Raw genomic sequence first — 15,590 nt, 5'->3', positions numbered from 1 at the left:
GGACCATGTCCGCCGCCGCCGACTCGGTAGGCCTGCTGCTGTCCTTCCTGGCCCGGCTCATCACCGGCGCGCAGGGGCACTGGTACGGCTGCCCGCCGAAGGCAGAGCAGCGCATCTACTTCGCCAACCACCAGAGCCACCTCGACTGGGTGCTGATCTGGGCCGCGTTGCCGCGCGACCTGCGCGCCCGTACGAGGCCGATCGCCGCGAAGGACTACTGGACCGCCAGCCCGCTGCGCCACTGGATCACGCGCGAGGTGTTCAACGCGGTCTACGTGGCACGCCAGCGCACGGACGACCAGGACCCGCTCGAGCCCCTCGTCGAGGCCTTGCGAAGCGGTGACTCGCTGGTGATCTTCCCCGAAGGCACGCGCAGCAACCGCGGCGACCCGCAGGCCTTCAAGAGCGGCCTGTACCACCTGGCCGAGCAGTTCCCCATGGTGCAGTTGATCCCCGCATGGATCGACAACGTGCAGCGCGTGATGCCCAAGGGCGAGGTGGTGCCGGTGCCCATCCTGTGCTCGGTGACCTTCGGCGCGCCGCTGGCGCCGCTGACACCCGGTGAGAGCAAGCGCGACTTCCTCGACCGCGCACGCGCGGCCGTGGTCGTGCTGAAGGACGTCGCGGCATGAGCGGGTTGCGGCAGCTCAGTGCCTCGCAGCAGGTGGGCCTGCTGTTCCTGCTGGTGTTCGGCGCGCTGCTGCTGATCAGCGCCGCGGCCCTGCTGCGCTCGCTGCGCGAGCACGGCGAAGAGAGCCGCGACCGGCACGAGCGCTTCAAGCGCGAGCTGCGCGCCCTGTGGATCGGCGCCTCGGTGTTCTGGCTCGCCTGGGTGTCGGGCGCGGCGGGGGCGACGCTGCTGTTCGGCGTGCTCAGCTTCCTGGCGCTGCGCGAGTACATCACGCTGATGCACACGCGGCGCAGCGATCACCGCAGCCTGATCCTGGCCTTCTTCATCGTGCTGCCGCTGCAGTACCTGCTGGTGGCCAACCGCAATTTCGACCTGTTCTCGGTCTTCATCCCGGTCTACATCTTCCTGGCGATCCCGGTGGTGAGCGCGCTGGCCGGCGACCCGGAGCGCTTCCTCGAGCGCAACGCGAAGATCCAGTGGGGCATCATGGTCTGCGTCTACGGCATGAGCCACACGCCGGCGCTGTTGCTGCTGCAGTTTCCGAACCGCGAGGATCGCGGGGCCTTCCTGGTGTTCTTCCTGGTGCTGGTGGTCGCGGTGGCCCACATCGCTCAGGAGGCCGCGAGCCGGCGCCTGCGCCGCCGCCCCGTGGCGCGCCACATCAGCCGCAGCTTCAGCTACCGGGCCTGGCTGATCGGCGCGCTGGTGGCGGCGATCGTCGGCGGTCTGCTGTACTGGATCACACCTTTCAAGCCGGGGCAGGCGATGGTGATGGCACTGATCGCCAGTGCCTGCGGCACGATGGGCGAGTTCGTGATGAAGGCGCTCAAGCGCGACGCCGGCGTGCACTACTGGGGCAACCGCGCCTCGGTCACCGGTGCGGTGGGCCTGCTCGACCGCGTGGCGCCGCTGTGCTTCGCGGCGCCGGTGTTCTTCCATTCCGTGCGCTGGTACTTCAACCTGAGCTTCTGATGGCACGCCTGATTCTCGGCATCGACCCGGGCCTGCGCACGGCAGGTCATGACTTCGGCCGCGACCGCGGGAGCGCCGCATGAGGATCCTCGGCATCGACCCGGGCCTGCGCACGACGGGTTTTGGCGTGGTCGAGTGCGAGGGGTCGCGGCTGCACTACATCGCCAGCGGCACGGTGCGCACCGACGCGCTGCCGAACGGCGACCTGCCGGGGCGGCTGAAGATCATCTTCGAGGGTGTACGCGAGGTCGCGGCGCGCTACCAGCCGGACTGCGCCGCGGTCGAGATCGTGTTCGTCAACGTCAATCCGCAGTCGACGCTGTTGCTCGGTCAGGCCCGTGGCGCGGCACTGGCGGCGCTGGTGTCGGGCGATCTGGCCGTGGCCGAGTACACCGCGTTGCAGATGAAGAAGGCGATCGTCGGCCACGGCCACGCCCGCAAGGAGCAGGTGCAGGCCATGGTGGCGCGGCTGCTGTCGCTGCCCGGTGAGCCGAGCCGGGACGCGGCCGATGCGCTCGGCCTCGCGGTCTGCCATGCACACGCGGGCGCGTCGCAGGCGGCGATCGCCGCCGTCAGCCCGCTGGCGCGGCGCGCCCATGCGCAATACCGCAAGGGCCGCAGCTACTGACCGGCGCCGAGGCCGGTCAGCGGCGATCAGCCGCGCCAGACGACGTTGTGGCGCCGGAACAGATCGCGCAGGCCCGTGCCGTTGTTGAGGTCGATCAGGCGGCGCTGCATCACCTGCGCCAGGTCGGTCGCGCCGCGCTTAACGGCGCAGCCGACCACCCAGCCGTTGCGCGGCGCCCGCGGGATCGGCGGCAGCGGCACGATCTTGTAGCGCGGCTGGCCGGCGAGCGTCGCCTCCAGTTCGGACGCCAGGCCGGCGGCGGCCACCACCTCGCCGGAGAGCAGGGTCTTTGCCGCTGCCACGCCATCGGCGTGCTGGGTGCTGAGCGTGTCGCGGAGGGCGCCGGAGTCGGCGCTGGCCAGCAGGTAGCCCGGCAGGGACACGCCCGCCACCGCGATCTTCTGCCCGCGCAGGGCCTCGATGGTCTCGGGCGTCGGACCGCGCTCGCTGTCCCAGGCCAGCATGACCGTCTCGCGGTAGTAGGCACCGAACACCTCGACCTGCGGATTGGCCTCGATCAGCGGGCGGTCCATCGGCACGTGCAGCATCACGTCGGCCGGGCCCCAGCCGAGGTAGTGGCCGCGCCAGACGGCGTTGCGCAGGTCGTCGCCGACGCTCTCGCCGGCCGGGATCGGCAGCAGGCTGAGCGGCACCCCCACGCTGTCGGCCAGCACCGCGGCCAGATCGACGTCGACGCCCTGACCGTTCAGGTTGAACGGCGGCATGTCCTGGTAGACCGCCACCACCAGCCGCCCGCTGCGCCGCACGCGCTCCAGCGCGCTGCCCTCGGCACGGAGCGGCGCGGACATCGGCGCCAGCGCCGCGGCGGCACCCAGCAACCGGCGGCGGGAGATCACAGCGGCTTCTCGCGGCGGGTTTCGAGGTAGCTCTTGATGGCCCAGACCGCTTCCTGCTGCATCACGCCCTCGAACGGCGGCATGTAGACGGCGCCGTTGCGGGTGCGGCCGTGGCGCACCGTGGTCGCGTAGTACTCGTCCATTTCCTTCACGCAGGCGGCCTTCTTCTTGTCGTCCTTCAGCGTGGCGCATTCGCCGTCGAGCTTGCGCAGATCGGGAGCGATCCCGCCGGAGATGGCCTCCAGGCCATGGCAGCGGGCACAGTTTTGGTTATAGGCCGAGGTGCCGATCTTGATGGCCTCGTCGTTCTTGCGGTACGGGTTCTCGGCGCGCCAGGCATCACCGAGCGCAGGGAGCGACTGGGTATCGACGGCCTGCGGCGTGACGTCCCCATGGGCGTAGGCGCCCGCGGCGCCGGCGATCAGGCTCAGCGCGACGAGAGGGCGCAGGCACTGGGTACGAAAGTTCATAGAAAGATGCTCCAAATCAGAGGGACAGTTCGAGGGTGCAAGTGATGTGCCATCGCCACAGTTCTGCCCCGAACCCCTGCTCGTGACGGGTTCACACCGTCATTTTGCTCCACACTGGAGCATACTGACGCTCCCCATCGATGTGCCGCAGGGCGAGGCTGGCACGGTGACAGGGGGACGATTCAGGCAGCGACAACAAGGCGTTCAAACGCCTGGCAATGGACACACAGCAGAGGCGGCTACCGGCCGCCCGAGAGGGCTGACGCCCCCAAGGAGACACGATGACCGCATCCACCACCGCCACGCGCGCTGCCCAGCGTGACAGCCGGCGCCCGTCCGGGTTCGGCCATTCCGCGACCAGCGTCTGGCTGCCGCCGGACCCGGGTCACGTCGACACCATCGCCCAGTCGCATGAACGCTGTGCCTCGCTGCGGCTGAGCCCGATCCGTCCGCCGGACCACACCCCGCTGATGCGCTCGGATCTGGCGGTGGCCCGGGAGCGCAACCGCTGTCTGTCGCTCCATGCGGTGCCGGTGATGGAGATGCTGCTGGAGCAGATTCTCGCGACGCAGAGCATGGTGCTGCTGACCGACGTGCAAGGCACGGTGCTGCATTCGATCGGTCACGACGACTTCCTGACGCGTGCCTCCAAGGTCGCGCTGGCGCCGGGCGTCAACTGGAGCGAATCGAGCAAGGGCACCAACGCCATCGGGACCGCGCTGGTCACCGAGACGCCGACCATCGTGCATGCCGACGAGCACTTCGTCCACGCCAACCAGTTCCTGACCTGCTCGTCCTCGCCGATCTTCGATCCGCGCGGCAACCTGGTCGGCGTGCTCGACGTCAGCGGCGACCACCATTCCTTCCACGTCCACACGATGGGCCTGGTGAAGATGTCTGCGCGCATGATCCAGAACCACTGGCTGATCGAGGACAGCCACCAGACCCTGCGCCTGCATTTCCACCTGCGTCGCGACTATCTCGGCACGCTGATGGAAGGCATCGTCTCCGTCGGGCAGGACGGCAAGCTGCTGGCCGCCAATCGCGCTGCACTGGACATGCTGCGCCTGTCGGGCGCGGCTTTGCGGATGAACACGGTCACCGGCCTGTTCGGCGTGTCGCTCGGAGCGCTGGTCGACCATTTCGGCTCGACCCTGTCGACGCCATTGGAGCTGAGCCTGCCCGACGGCCGCCAGATCCATGCGAACGCCCGCTTCAACGGCACCGGCTGGCACCAACTGGGCCGCGTCCGTGACGATCAGCCGGAGGCGCTCGCCCACGAGGCGGCCCGCGAGCCGGCCGCCCGCGACGCGCTGCCCGACACCGCCCGCGAACCGACGGCCCATCCGAATGCCGTGCCGCCGTCGCCGAGCCTGCGACAGCTGCAGACCGGGGATGCGCGCATGGACGACGTGGTCACGCGCGTCAAGCGAGTGCTCGACCGCGACATCCCGGTGCTGATCCAGGGCGAGACCGGCACCGGCAAGGAAATGCTGGCCCGCGCGATCCACCAGGGCTCGCGCCGCGCGAGCGGCCCTTTCATTGCCGTCAACTGCGCATCGATTCCCGAGACCCTGATCGAGTCGGAGCTGTTCGGCTACGAGGAAGGCGCGTTCACCGGTGCGCGCCGCAAGGGCGCCGTCGGCAAGGTCCTGCAGGCGCACGGCGGCACGCTGTTCCTCGACGAGATCGGCGACATGCCGCTGGGCCTGCAGGCGCGGCTGCTGCGGGTGCTGCAGGAACGTGAGGTCACGCCGCTCGGTGGCACGCGGGCGCTGCCGGTCGATGTATCGGTCATCAGCGCGACCCATCAACCGCTGCGAGAACTGATCGACCGCAAGCAGTTCCGCGAGGACCTGTACTACCGCTTGAACGGCCTGGTGGTGCAGCTGCCGGCGCTGCGCGAGCGCACCGATCTTCTGGCGCTGACCGAGAAGCTGCTGAAGCGCGAGTGCCGTGGTCGTCTGCTGCGCCTCGACGCCGAGGTGCTGCGGCTGATGCAGGCTTGCCGCTGGCCGGGCAACATCCGTCAGTTGGCCACCGTGCTGCGCACCGCGGTGGCGATGGCTGGCGACGATGCCGTGATCACCGTCGACCACCTGTCCGAAGACTTTCTGCAGGATGCGCGCCGCACACTGGACGAGGAGCCCGCCTCGGTCGCTGCCTCTCGGCCGCCGGTGAGCATGGCCCAGCACGTCAGCCCGCACCCCTCGGACGCGGCAGCACCCGACGGCCTTGGCAGCGTCCAGGTCGGCGAGGCGCCGAGCGGACGCAGCACGCTGCACCAGCTCGAGCACGACACCGTCCGCCGCGCGCTGGCCGAGGCCGGCGGCAACATCTCGGTCGCCGCCCGGCGCTTGGGCATCAGCCGCAACACGATCTACCGCAAGCTCTACTGGCCGCCAGGCGCGGGCCGCTGAGCGCCACCGGGTGCGGTGCCGGCGAAGGCCAGGTCCGGACGGACCTGCGTCAGCCCCGGCACCACGCCCCGGTCAGAGCTCGACCAGGCCGTTCTGCGCCGCCAGCCGCAGCAACTGCAGGTCGTTCGCCGCGCCCAGCTTCTGCCGGATCAGCGACATGTAGTTCAGCACCGTCTTGTCGCCGAGGTGCATAGCCTCGGCGATCGCACGCGTCGCCAGGCCCTGGGCGGCCAGCCGCAGCACATCGAACTCGCGCGGCGTGAGCTGCCGCAGCGGCCCGCCGCGCTCCACTTCCAAGGGATCGAGCATCGCCTCGACCAGTTCGCTGGAAAACACGCGGCGGCCCTGAGCGACCTGACGCACCGCATCCAGCATCGCCTGCGGGTCGGAATCCTTGGTCAGGTAGCCCAGCGCACCGGCGCGCAAGGCCTGCAGTGCATAGCTCTGCTGAGCGTGCATCGTGAACACCAGGACCCGCAGCGAGGCCAGCCGGGCGCGCAATCGCTGGATGGCCTGCAGGCCGCTGTCGTCCTTCAGGCTGAGATCGACGACGGCGACGTCGATCTGCTGCAGGCGCAGTTGCTCGCAGGCCTGGGCCGAGGTGGCGCAGGCTGCGACCACGCACATGTCGGGCTCGGCATCGATGAGCTGCCGGTACCCCGCCCGCACCACCGCGTGATCGTCAAGCAGCAAGACGTGTATCAAGCATTTCTCCCTCGAGTGACCCGGTGACGGCGACAGCCGGCACCGGCACCCAGACTTCGACGCACAGGCCAGGACCGGCGTTGTCGACCAGCCGCAATCCGCCACCCACCATGGCCAGGCGCTCGCGCATGCCGAGCAGGCCGAGCCCCCCCCGCGGCAGCGCACTGGCGCGGCCGCAGCCATCGTCGATCACGCGCATCCGCACACGCTGCGCCGCCGGCACATCGATACGGACCTGCACTTCGCCGGCGCCGCTGTGTCGGTAGGCGTTCGTCAACGCTTCCTGCAGGCTGCGGTAGAGCGCGAGCGCGGCATCCTCGGGCAGTGCCGGCAGCGGCACGGCGATGTCGGCCCGGATCGTCACCGTTGCGTGATGGGCCCGGGCCCGATCGATCAAGCCCGCCAGTTCGTGCGCCAGTCCTTCGGCCTCGAGCCCGTGCGGCCGCAGCCGGCTCAGGAGCGTGCGCAGCTGCAGTCGGATGCATCCCAGCGAAGCGACCATCTGGTCCGCACAGCGCGCCTGCTCCACCGGATCAAGCCGTGCGGCATGGCGCTGAAGCAGCGACGCCGTGGCCGACATGGCGGTCAGATGCTGGCCGAACTCGTCGTGCAGGTCGCGCGCCAGCTTGCGCCGCTCGCGCTCCTGCACGTCGATCAGTCGCTGGGTGAGCCGGCTCTGTTCGCACCGCGCCGTGGCCAGTCCGGCGGCGAGCTCGTCGATGCCCCGCGCGATGGCCGCGTACTCGCGCAGCCTCAAGGCCGGGAAGCCCGGCTCCGTCTGGCCAGATTGCAGCCGGGCCAGCCCGGCACACAGCACGCTGGCCGGCGCCAGCGCTTGGCGCACGATCCACCACACGCCGAACAGCATCGCCCCGCCGGCCACGAGCAACAGCAGCAGCAACGGCAGCACATCGCCCAGCACCTCGTCGATCTCGCTGTCGGGCGCCGGTTCGACGATCAGCGTTCGAGGACCGATCGCGATGCGGTGCTGGGGCACGGGCTTTCCCGCGGGCGCCAGCCGGCGGGCGTAGTCGTGGAGCAGTGACACCTGCTCCAGGTTGTCCTGACTCGGCTCATCGGCCCAGCGCACCCGCAGGTGCCGTGCATGCCCTTCCGCGAGCAGGGCCTGCAGCTGAAGTTGGCTGTGCGCGTCGCCGAGGTTCGCCTCCGCAGCAGTCGACAGCAGTTCCACCACCGCGTTGGCGCCCTGCATTTCGTCCTGGATGCCCGAGCGCAGCGCCACGGCGGTGTAGACGAGCGTGACCCCCAGCCACAGCGCCGCGAGCAAGGCGAGCCAGACCACGAGGCGCTTGCTCAAGTCCATGGGTGTCTCCTTTGCTACGTCGATCGCATGCACACCGGGCAGGCAGCAATCGTCATTCCTGACCCGATCGCGGCGAGCGGGAGGATCTCCCGATCTCGCACGGGCGATCTCCCGATACACCGTGGACCCCGCTTCCTAGACTCCGGCTCGCTCGTACACCACAACATGAGGAGATACCGATGAGCAAGCATCCCGTCCGTCACGCCCTGTCCGTCGCAGCGGCGCTGGCCGTCCTGGGACTGTCCCAGGGCGCGCACGCCGTCAAGAACGTCACCTGGGAAGACATCTCGAACGACGACCGCACGAGCACCGACGTCCTAAGCTACGGTCTGGGCCTGAAGGCCCAGCGCTACAGCCCGCTGAAGCAGATATCGACCGCCAACGTGCAGAAGCTCGTCCCGGCATGGAGCCACTCCTTCGGCGGCGAGAAGCAACGCGGCCAGGAAGGCCAGGTGCTGGTGCACGACGGCGTGATCTACGCGACCAGTTCCTACTCGCGCTTCACGGCGCTCGACGCGAAGACCGGCCGGCAGCTGTGGACCTACGAACACCGCCTGCCCGACGACATCCGTCCGTGCTGCGACGTCGTCAACCGCGGCCCCGCCATCTACGGCGACAAGGTCTACTTCGGTACGCTCGACGCGCGCGTCGTGGCGCTGGACCGGGCCACCGGCAAGGTGGTGTGGAACGAGAAGTTCGGTGACCACAAGGTCGGCTACACGATGACCGGCGCGCCCTTCATCGTGAAGGACAAGAAGTCCGGTCGGGTGCTGCTGATCCACGGCTCGTCGGGCGACGAGTTCGGCGTCGTCGGCTGGCTGTTCGCACGCGATCCCGACACCGGCGCCGAGGTCTGGGCCCGCCCGATGGTCGAGGGCCACATGGGCCGCCTGAACGGCAAGGACAGCACGGTGACCGGCGATGCGAAGGCCCCCTCGTGGCCGCGTGACAAGGACGGCAAGCTGGTCGAGGCGTGGCACCAGGGCGGCGGCGCGCCGTGGCAGACCGCGTCGTTCGATGCCGAGAACAACACCATCGTGATCGGCACCGGCAACCCGGCGCCGTGGAACACCTGGAAGCGCACCAAGGAAGGCGACGACCCGCGCAACTGGGACAGCCTGTTCACCTCGGGTCAGGCCTACGTCGATGCGTCGACCGGCGAACTCAAGGGCTTCTTCCAGCACACGCCGAACGATGCCTGGGACTTCTCGGGCAACAACTCGATCGTGCTGTTCGAGTACAAGGATCCGAAGTCCGGCAAGCTGGTGAAGGCCGGCGCGCATGCCGACCGCAACGGCTTCTTCTTCGTGACCGACCGCGAGAAGCTCGCGACCGGCGCCGGCTATCCGAACAAGCCGACCGCGCTGCTCGGTGCGTGGCCGTTCGTCGACGGCATCACCTGGGCCAAGGGTTTCGACCTGAAGACCGGCAAGCCGATCGAGAACAACAACCGTCCGCCGGCCCCCAAGCCCGGCACCGACAAGGGCGAGTCGATCTTCGTGTCGCCGCCGTTCCTGGGCGGCACCAACTGGATGCCGATGAGCTACAGCCCGGACACCGGCCTGTTCTACATCCCGGCGAACCACTGGGCGATGGACTACTGGACCGAGCACCTGACCTACAAGGCCGGCTCCGCCTACCTCGGCCAGGGCTTCCGCATCAAGCGGCTGTACGAGGACCACGTCGGCACGCTGCGGGCGATCGACCCGGTCACCGGCAAGATCGCATGGGAACACAAGGAGAAGCTGCCGCTGTGGGCCGGCACGATGACGACGGCCGGCGGCCTGCTGTTCACGGGCACCTCCGACGGCTACGTGAAGGCCTTCGACAGCAAGACCGGCAAGGAACTGTGGAAGTTCCAGACCGGCTCGGGCGTGGTCTCGGTCCCGGTGACCTGGGAACAGGACGGCGAGCAGTACGTCGGCATCCAGTCGGGCTACGGCGGCGCCGTGCCCCTGTGGGGCGGTGACATGGCCGAGATGACCAAGAAGGTCACTCAGGGCGGCTCGATGTGGGTCTTCAAGCTGCCCAAGTAAGCAGCCCCCGCTCGTGAGGGGCGGACCGGCGACCCTGCCGGCCCGCCCCTTCGTCCTCACTCCCCTTCGGCCGACGACAACATGACCTCCTCATCCCTGCGATCGCTGCACGCGGTCGTCGTGCTGGTGACGCTGACGGCAACCCTTGCCGGCGTTCGACCCGCCCAGGCGACGGAAGACGACGGCAACGCCGCCGTGCCCGACTACATCAACGGCTGCGGCATCTGGCCGCACACGCGCTGCCCCGGCGTCGACCTGCGCGGCGCGGACCTGTCGGCCCGCAACCTGGCCGGTGCCGACCTGCGCGGCGCCAATCTGGCCGGCGCCGACCTGCGCGTCGCCAACCTGGCCGGCGCCAATCTCGACGGCGCGAATCTGGCCGGGGCGAAGCTCGGCAAGATCAATGCGCCCACCGCCACTTTCCGCGGCGCGAACCTGGCTGGCGCCGACCTGGAGTTCGCGCGCGTGATGCGCTGCGACTTCAGCGATGCCGACCTCACCGGCGCCAACCTCGAAATGGTCCGCGCCGCCTTCTCGTGGTTCGTGCGCGCGAAGATCGTCGACGCCAACCTGCAAGAAGGCAAGTTCAGCACCGTGAACTTCACCGGCGCGACGATGAAGGGCAACGTGCTGCGCTTCGCCATCTTCCCGGACTCGACCTTCGATCAATGCACCGGTTGCCCCACGGACTGGTAGACCATGCACTCACCCATCACGAGCATTCCCCGCGGCGTCGCGGCGGCCCTTCGCACGACGGCGCTGACCGCCGCCCTGGTCGGTGCGACCGGCGTCGCGGCGCAGCAAGTTTCGACTGAACCGATCACGACGCCGGTGACCATCGATCTCTCGGCCTTGCCGGCGCTCGGCGCGCCATGGCGCGAGGACAACCCCTATCGCGGCGACGCGCAGGTCGCCGAGATCGGGCGCGCGCTGTTCAATCAGGCCTGCGCCCGCTGCCATGGCGATGACGGCAATGCCACCCATCACGTCGGCACCGACCTGCGGCGCCTCGACGGCTACTGCTTCGCCAAGGTCAAGGACCTGGCCGCCCGCCGCCACTGCCTGCGCGACAACGATCACTACTTCAAGGAATCGGTGCTGCGCGGCAAGATCCGCGTCGGCGTGACGCACATGCCGCCCTGGGACGGCGTGCTGACGCAGGAAGCCGTGTGGTCGCTGAGGACCTTCCTGGAATCCCGAAGGCCGTGAGAACGGTACCGGTCGGCCACGAAAAACGGCACGGACGCTCGCGTGTCCGTGCCGTGCAACGCGCCCGGTCATCCCGGGCGTGGTACTCGCTCAGTTCACTTCGGCAGCTTGAACACCCACACGGTGCCGCCCTGCTCCAGGAAGTTGACCTTCTTGGCCACGTCGCCGCCCCACAGCGGCACGGCGCCGCCCCAGCCGGAAACGACCGAGACGTACTGTTCGCCGTCCTGCTGCCACGTGACCGGCGGCGCCACGACGCCCGAACCGGTCTGGAACTCCCAGACCACCTTGCCGGTCTTCGCGTCGGCCGCTTTCAGGAAGCCTTCCGGCGTGCCCCAGAACACCAGGTTGCCGGCGGTCGTCAGCACACCACCCCACAGCGGCGCGTTGTTCTTGACTTCCCAGACGGTCTTGCCGGTCTTCGGGTCGATCGCACGCATCGCGCCGATGTACTCGTCGTTGATCGTCTTGATCGTGAAGCCGGCACCCAGGTAGGCCGCGCCCTTCTTGTAGGTCACGGGCTCGTTCCAGATCTCCATGCCCCACTCGTTCGACGGCACGTAGAACAGCTTCGTGTCCGGCGAGTAAGCCATCGGCATCTGGTTCTTGCCGCCCAGGAAGGACGGCGCCGCGAACACCGAGTTGCCCTTCTTGCCGTCGGCGCCCGCGGTCGGGTCGCCCGGACGGTTCTCCGGCACGTAGTTCGGACGGCCGGTCTTCAGATCGATACCGGTGGCCCAGGTGATCTTCTTGACGAAGGGGAAAGCGTTCTCGAGCTTGCCGTTGGCGGCGTCGATCACGTAGAAGAAGCCGTTGCGGTCGGCCTTGCCACCGACGCGCTTGCCGTCCATGTCGAAGGTGACGAACTCGTTCACACCATCGAAATCCCAGCCATCGTGCGGCGTGGTCTGGTAGTGCCACTTGATCTGGCCGGTCTTGACGTCGATCGCGACCGTCGCGCACGAGAACAGGTTGTCGCCGGGACGCAGGTGGCTGTTCCACGGGCCGGGGTTGCCGGTGCCGAAGTAGGCCAGACCGGTCTTGGCGTCGTAGGTGCCGCCCAGCCAGGTGGCCGCGCCGCCCGACTTCCACATGTCGCCCGGCCAGGTCTTGCCGGTCGTGCCCGAGATGCCGATCTCGGTCTTGTTGCCGTCCTTGTCGAACTTGTAGCCCATGTGACCTTCGACGGTCGGGCGGACCCAGACCATCTTGCCGGTCTTGGGATCGCGCGCCTCGACGCGTCCGACGATGCCGAATTCGCCGCCGGACACGCCGGTCAGCAGCAGGCCGCCGGCGATCAGCGGGGCGGCGGTGTAGCTGTAGCCGGCCGCATAGTCGTCGATCTTCTCCTTCCAGACCACGTCGCCGGTCTTCTGGTCGAGCGCGACGAGCTGGGCGTCGAGCGTGCCGAAGATGACGAGGTTGTCGTACAGCGCGGCGCCGCGGTTGATCACGTCGCAGCAGGGCATGATGCCTTCGGGCAGGCGGTGCTCGTACTTCCAGAGCTTGGTGCCGGTCTTCACGTCCAGCGCGTAGATGCGCGAGTACGACGCGGTGACGAACATCTTGCCGTCGTGGATCAGCGGCTGCGACTGCTGGCCGCGCTGCTTTTCACCGCCGAACGAGAAGGCCCAGGCCGGCACCAGCTTCTGCACGGTCGAGGTGTTGACCTGCTTGAGCGGGGAATAGCGCTGTCCCTGCGAGCCGATGCCCCAGCTCAGAACGTCGTTCGGGGTCTTGGCATCGTTGTCGATCATCGCGTCGGTGACGCCGGCGGCCTGGGCGCCAACACTGGCGCAGGCGGCAGCCACCAACAAAGAAAGCAGGTGCAGACGCATAGTTTTGTCTCCTCGGGGGGTGAGACGCGTGCGACACGACATGGCCGCTAAAGCGCGTTCTGACTCCCTGAGGGCAAGGCCCGTGCCACGGACCGTTCGGGAGAATTTCCGGGTTTGACTGCGGGTTTCACCGCAATCCGGTGTCCGGGCTGTCTCCGCGTGGAGCACCGCCTGCTTCAGCGCGCCTGGAGCGATTTGAGTTCGTAGGCAGGGTAAAGGTGTACCACGTTGCGCGGGTACTCGGTCGCGAACGCCGCCCAGTTGCGGAACTCGGCCGGCACCGGCTGCGCCAGCACCTCGGTCATCTCCGAGCCTCTCTGGGCCGCCGCGCCGAAGCTGCCGTCCAGCCAGCGCAGGTAGCGCCGGGTCTGCTCGATCCCGCGGGCATCGCCGACCACCGGCCCGTGGCTGGGCACCAGGGTCTTGAACGGCTGCGCCGCCAGCGCATCCAGGCTGGCCAGCCAGTCCGGCAGCCTAGCGTGGGGCGTGGTCGGCACCCGGTCGACGAACACCAGGCCGCCGGCGAACACCACCCCCGAGATCCGGTCGACCAGCACCAGATCGGAGGCGGTGTGCCCCTTCAGCTCCCGCAGCTCGAAGCGCGGGTTCCCCGCGAGCAGCGGCCCGGGCGCCACCGTGCGATCGGGCAGCAGCGCCTCGGTGGCCTTCATCCAGTCGCCGCAGAGGCGGTAGAGGTTGTCCTCGTAGGACTTGGCTTCGGCCCGCATGCCCTCGATCGTGGCGGCGGTCGCCAGGCGCGGCACGTCGGCGAAGGCCTGGTTGCCGAGGAAGTAGTCGGGGTGGAGATTCAGGTGCAGCACCTGCTTCACCGGCTTGCCGGTGGTGCGCCCGACCAGCGCCCGCAGCTGTTCGCCGTAGCGTTTCGATGGCCCGGTGTTGATGACGATGACACCATCATCGACGACGATGAAGCCTGTATTGATGATGTTGCAGCCGTTGGCGCGCGAAAAGTCGGCATTGGCGCCCTCCACCACATAGACGTCCGGCGCCAGCGCCCGCGCGCTGAGGCGGTAGTCCAGCGTGGTCGGATCCGCCTGCGCCACCGCCCCCATTGCTGCACCGCAAAGCAAAACGCCGAGCAAAGCCCTGCCCCAGGCCAGCAGACGCCGCGGGTTCGGCTCCGCCGGCCGGGGGCGGCCCCTCTCGCAACGGGGGTGATTCATACGATTTGCCCGTCGATGCGGTTGCCGTTGTTGTCGACCCCGGTCACACGGAACGGCCCTGGCGGTCGGCCCTTGAAGTCGAACGAGAACACCGGGTTCTCGCTGATCGGTTCGTAGGTCGACAGGCGCAACAACTCCACGCCACCACCGTCGGTGACGGCCATGCGGCGCAGGTAGAACGCCGGAATCCCACCCACCAGGCCGGTGTCCATCGGATGCATCACGCGTACACGCAGCCGCGCGCCCGGCGCCTCGACGGCATCGCCGAAGAAGCGTCCGCTCACCTGGCCGAGCGTCTGCGACCAGCTGCCGTCCTGCCGGGTCACGCCGGCCACCGTACAGCCGCCGCCCGACGATTCGACCCAGGTGCCGCCGACATGCCAGACGCCATCGCGGGTGCGCGCCGCGGCGCGCACGGCGCTGGCCTGCTCCAGCTTGAAACGGAAGGAAATGGCGGCCCGGGTTCCGTCCAGCGGTTCGAACTCCAGCACCTTGCGGATCGGATTGCGGTCCACCAGGACGACGATCTGCTGGATGTCGGCCAGGTCCGGCGCCGAGACCGTGATGGGCACGACCATCGGGTTTTCCGCCATCGTCGGCCCCTTGACCTGCACGCGCGGGTCGAACTCGACCCGCGACTTCGCACCCAGGAACTCCTTGACCATCTCGGGCCACTGCGCCGAGCGATAAGGGTCACCACCGTACTCGTCGGTGGCTGCACGGGCTGGCAGCACGCAGGCCGCAGCGGTCGCCAGCACCAGGTGTCGGCGCTGCAACTTCGCATCTGATGGGAACATCTTTGCCTCCTGAGGCGATGCAAAGGCAAATTGCAGGCCATCCCGACCGGCGGCCGCTAGGTCAGGACCGCCAGATGCTGATCAAGGTCAGGATGATGTGCTTGAAGATCGTGATGTTGAAAGCCCCGAGCGCGAACACGATGGTCCAGCGCCAGGCGGCGCGCGCCACATCCATGTAGCGGTCCTCGCCGCTGCTGACGTACAGCGCGAACGTGACCGCGGCCGTGCCCCCGGTCCCCATCAGCAGCACCCCGACGATCCACCAGAAGACAGTCATCGCTCGTATCTCCGTTCACACCATGCGCGCCAGGCGCTCGAGGATCAGGACCGCAAAGAAGCCCAGCGCTGCCACCACCGTCCACTTGACGATGCGCAGCCCGATGTCACGCCAGCGCGTCTGGCCGGTGCCCGCATACATCGCGAAGCACAGCACACCGGCCACCAGCAGCAGCAACAGGATCCATCGAAACACCAGCATGGGCGGCAGTCTAAGCGGGCCGGACCGTCCGGCGCCCTGCG

General features: G+C 68.6%; 16 protein-coding genes. 7 read left to right on the top strand and 9 right to left on the bottom strand.

Features of this window, described 5'->3' with window-relative positions; translation table 11 throughout:
- The first annotated feature begins 5 nt into the window (after positions 1-5).
- From C1M51_RS11635 to ruvC, 3 genes are all read left to right on the top strand, one after another.
- Entirely contained in the window at positions 6-632 is a 627-nt protein-coding gene (locus tag C1M51_RS11635; RefSeq protein ID WP_129449959.1) for a lysophospholipid acyltransferase family protein, read from the top strand.
- Entirely contained in the window at positions 629-1,603 is a 975-nt protein-coding gene (locus C1M51_RS11630; protein WP_129449957.1) for a phosphatidate cytidylyltransferase, read from the top strand. The genes C1M51_RS11635 and C1M51_RS11630 overlap by 4 nt, the downstream gene beginning before the upstream one ends.
- Before the next feature lie 79 nt (positions 1,604-1,682).
- Positions 1,683-2,231: a crossover junction endodeoxyribonuclease RuvC gene (gene ruvC, locus C1M51_RS11625; RefSeq protein ID WP_129449955.1), complete on the top strand. Its 549-nt coding sequence runs from the start codon at positions 1,683-1,685 to the stop codon at positions 2,229-2,231.
- Positions 2,232-2,257: 26 nt separating this feature from the next.
- Here the strand turns inward: ruvC and C1M51_RS11620 are convergent, their stop codons facing one another.
- On the bottom strand, positions 2,258-3,088 hold the full coding sequence (locus C1M51_RS11620) for an ABC transporter substrate-binding protein (protein ID WP_129449954.1): 831 nt from the start codon (positions 3,086-3,088) through the stop codon (positions 2,258-2,260).
- Complete coding sequence (gene pedF, locus C1M51_RS11615) at positions 3,085-3,558, bottom strand: cytochrome c-550 PedF (protein ID WP_129449952.1); 474 nt, start codon at positions 3,556-3,558, stop codon at positions 3,085-3,087. The genes C1M51_RS11620 and pedF overlap by 4 nt, the downstream gene beginning before the upstream one ends.
- Positions 3,559-3,839: 281 nt before the next feature.
- On the opposite strand from pedF, the gene C1M51_RS11610 reads away from it, so the two are divergent.
- On the top strand, positions 3,840-5,978 hold the full coding sequence (locus C1M51_RS11610; RefSeq protein WP_129449950.1) for a sigma-54-dependent Fis family transcriptional regulator: 2,139 nt from the start codon (positions 3,840-3,842) through the stop codon (positions 5,976-5,978).
- 72 nt (positions 5,979-6,050) lie between these two features.
- Here C1M51_RS11610 and C1M51_RS11605 read toward each other — a convergent pair whose 3' ends face one another.
- A complete protein-coding gene (locus C1M51_RS11605) occupies positions 6,051-6,671 on the bottom strand; it encodes a response regulator transcription factor (RefSeq protein WP_129449948.1) in 621 nt (206 codons plus the stop codon).
- On the bottom strand, positions 6,661-8,007 hold the full coding sequence (locus C1M51_RS11600) for a sensor histidine kinase (protein WP_165349680.1): 1,347 nt from the start codon (positions 8,005-8,007) through the stop codon (positions 6,661-6,663). Before C1M51_RS11600 ends, C1M51_RS11605 begins: the two co-directional genes overlap by 11 nt.
- 179 nt (positions 8,008-8,186) lie before the next feature.
- Between C1M51_RS11600 and C1M51_RS11595 the strand changes: the two genes are divergently transcribed.
- From C1M51_RS11595 to C1M51_RS11585, 3 genes are all read left to right on the top strand, one after another.
- On the top strand, positions 8,187-10,043 hold the full coding sequence (locus C1M51_RS11595; RefSeq protein WP_129449944.1) for a methanol/ethanol family PQQ-dependent dehydrogenase: 1,857 nt from the start codon (positions 8,187-8,189) through the stop codon (positions 10,041-10,043).
- A gap of 81 nt (positions 10,044-10,124) precedes the next feature.
- Positions 10,125-10,739: a pentapeptide repeat-containing protein gene (locus tag C1M51_RS11590; protein ID WP_129449943.1), complete on the top strand. Its 615-nt coding sequence runs from the start codon at positions 10,125-10,127 to the stop codon at positions 10,737-10,739.
- Between the two features lie 3 nt (positions 10,740-10,742).
- Positions 10,743-11,252, top strand: a complete 510-nt coding sequence (locus tag C1M51_RS11585) for a c-type cytochrome (RefSeq protein WP_129449941.1) — start codon at positions 10,743-10,745, stop codon at positions 11,250-11,252.
- A 95-nt stretch (positions 11,253-11,347) separates the two neighbouring features.
- Here the strand turns inward: C1M51_RS11585 and C1M51_RS11580 are convergent, their stop codons facing one another.
- From C1M51_RS11580 to C1M51_RS11560, 5 genes are all read right to left on the bottom strand, one after another.
- Positions 11,348-13,090 carry a PQQ-dependent methanol/ethanol family dehydrogenase gene (locus tag C1M51_RS11580; protein WP_129449939.1) on the bottom strand — a complete coding sequence of 581 codons (1,743 nt, stop codon included), beginning with the start codon at positions 13,088-13,090 and terminating at the stop codon, positions 11,348-11,350.
- 176 nt (positions 13,091-13,266) lie between these two features.
- Positions 13,267-14,163 carry a quinoprotein relay system zinc metallohydrolase 1 gene (locus C1M51_RS11575; RefSeq protein ID WP_129449937.1) on the bottom strand — a complete coding sequence of 299 codons (897 nt, stop codon included), beginning with the start codon at positions 14,161-14,163 and terminating at the stop codon, positions 13,267-13,269.
- 107 nt (positions 14,164-14,270) lie between these two features.
- Complete coding sequence (locus C1M51_RS11570) at positions 14,271-15,071, bottom strand: quinoprotein dehydrogenase-associated SoxYZ-like carrier (protein WP_129449935.1); 801 nt, start codon at positions 15,069-15,071, stop codon at positions 14,271-14,273.
- A 61-nt stretch (positions 15,072-15,132) separates the two neighbouring features.
- Entirely contained in the window at positions 15,133-15,348 is a 216-nt protein-coding gene (locus C1M51_RS11565) for a hypothetical protein (RefSeq protein ID WP_011828070.1), read from the bottom strand.
- A 15-nt stretch (positions 15,349-15,363) separates the two neighbouring features.
- Positions 15,364-15,549, bottom strand: a complete 186-nt coding sequence (locus C1M51_RS11560) for a hypothetical protein (protein WP_129449933.1) — start codon at positions 15,547-15,549, stop codon at positions 15,364-15,366.
- Between the last annotated feature and the right edge of the window lie 41 nt (positions 15,550-15,590).

The organism is Methylibium sp. Pch-M, from assembly GCF_004136295.1.
Taxonomy (GTDB): domain Bacteria; phylum Pseudomonadota; class Gammaproteobacteria; order Burkholderiales; family Burkholderiaceae_C; genus Methylibium; species Methylibium petroleiphilum.
This window is presented reverse-complemented; position numbering and strand designations above follow the sequence as displayed.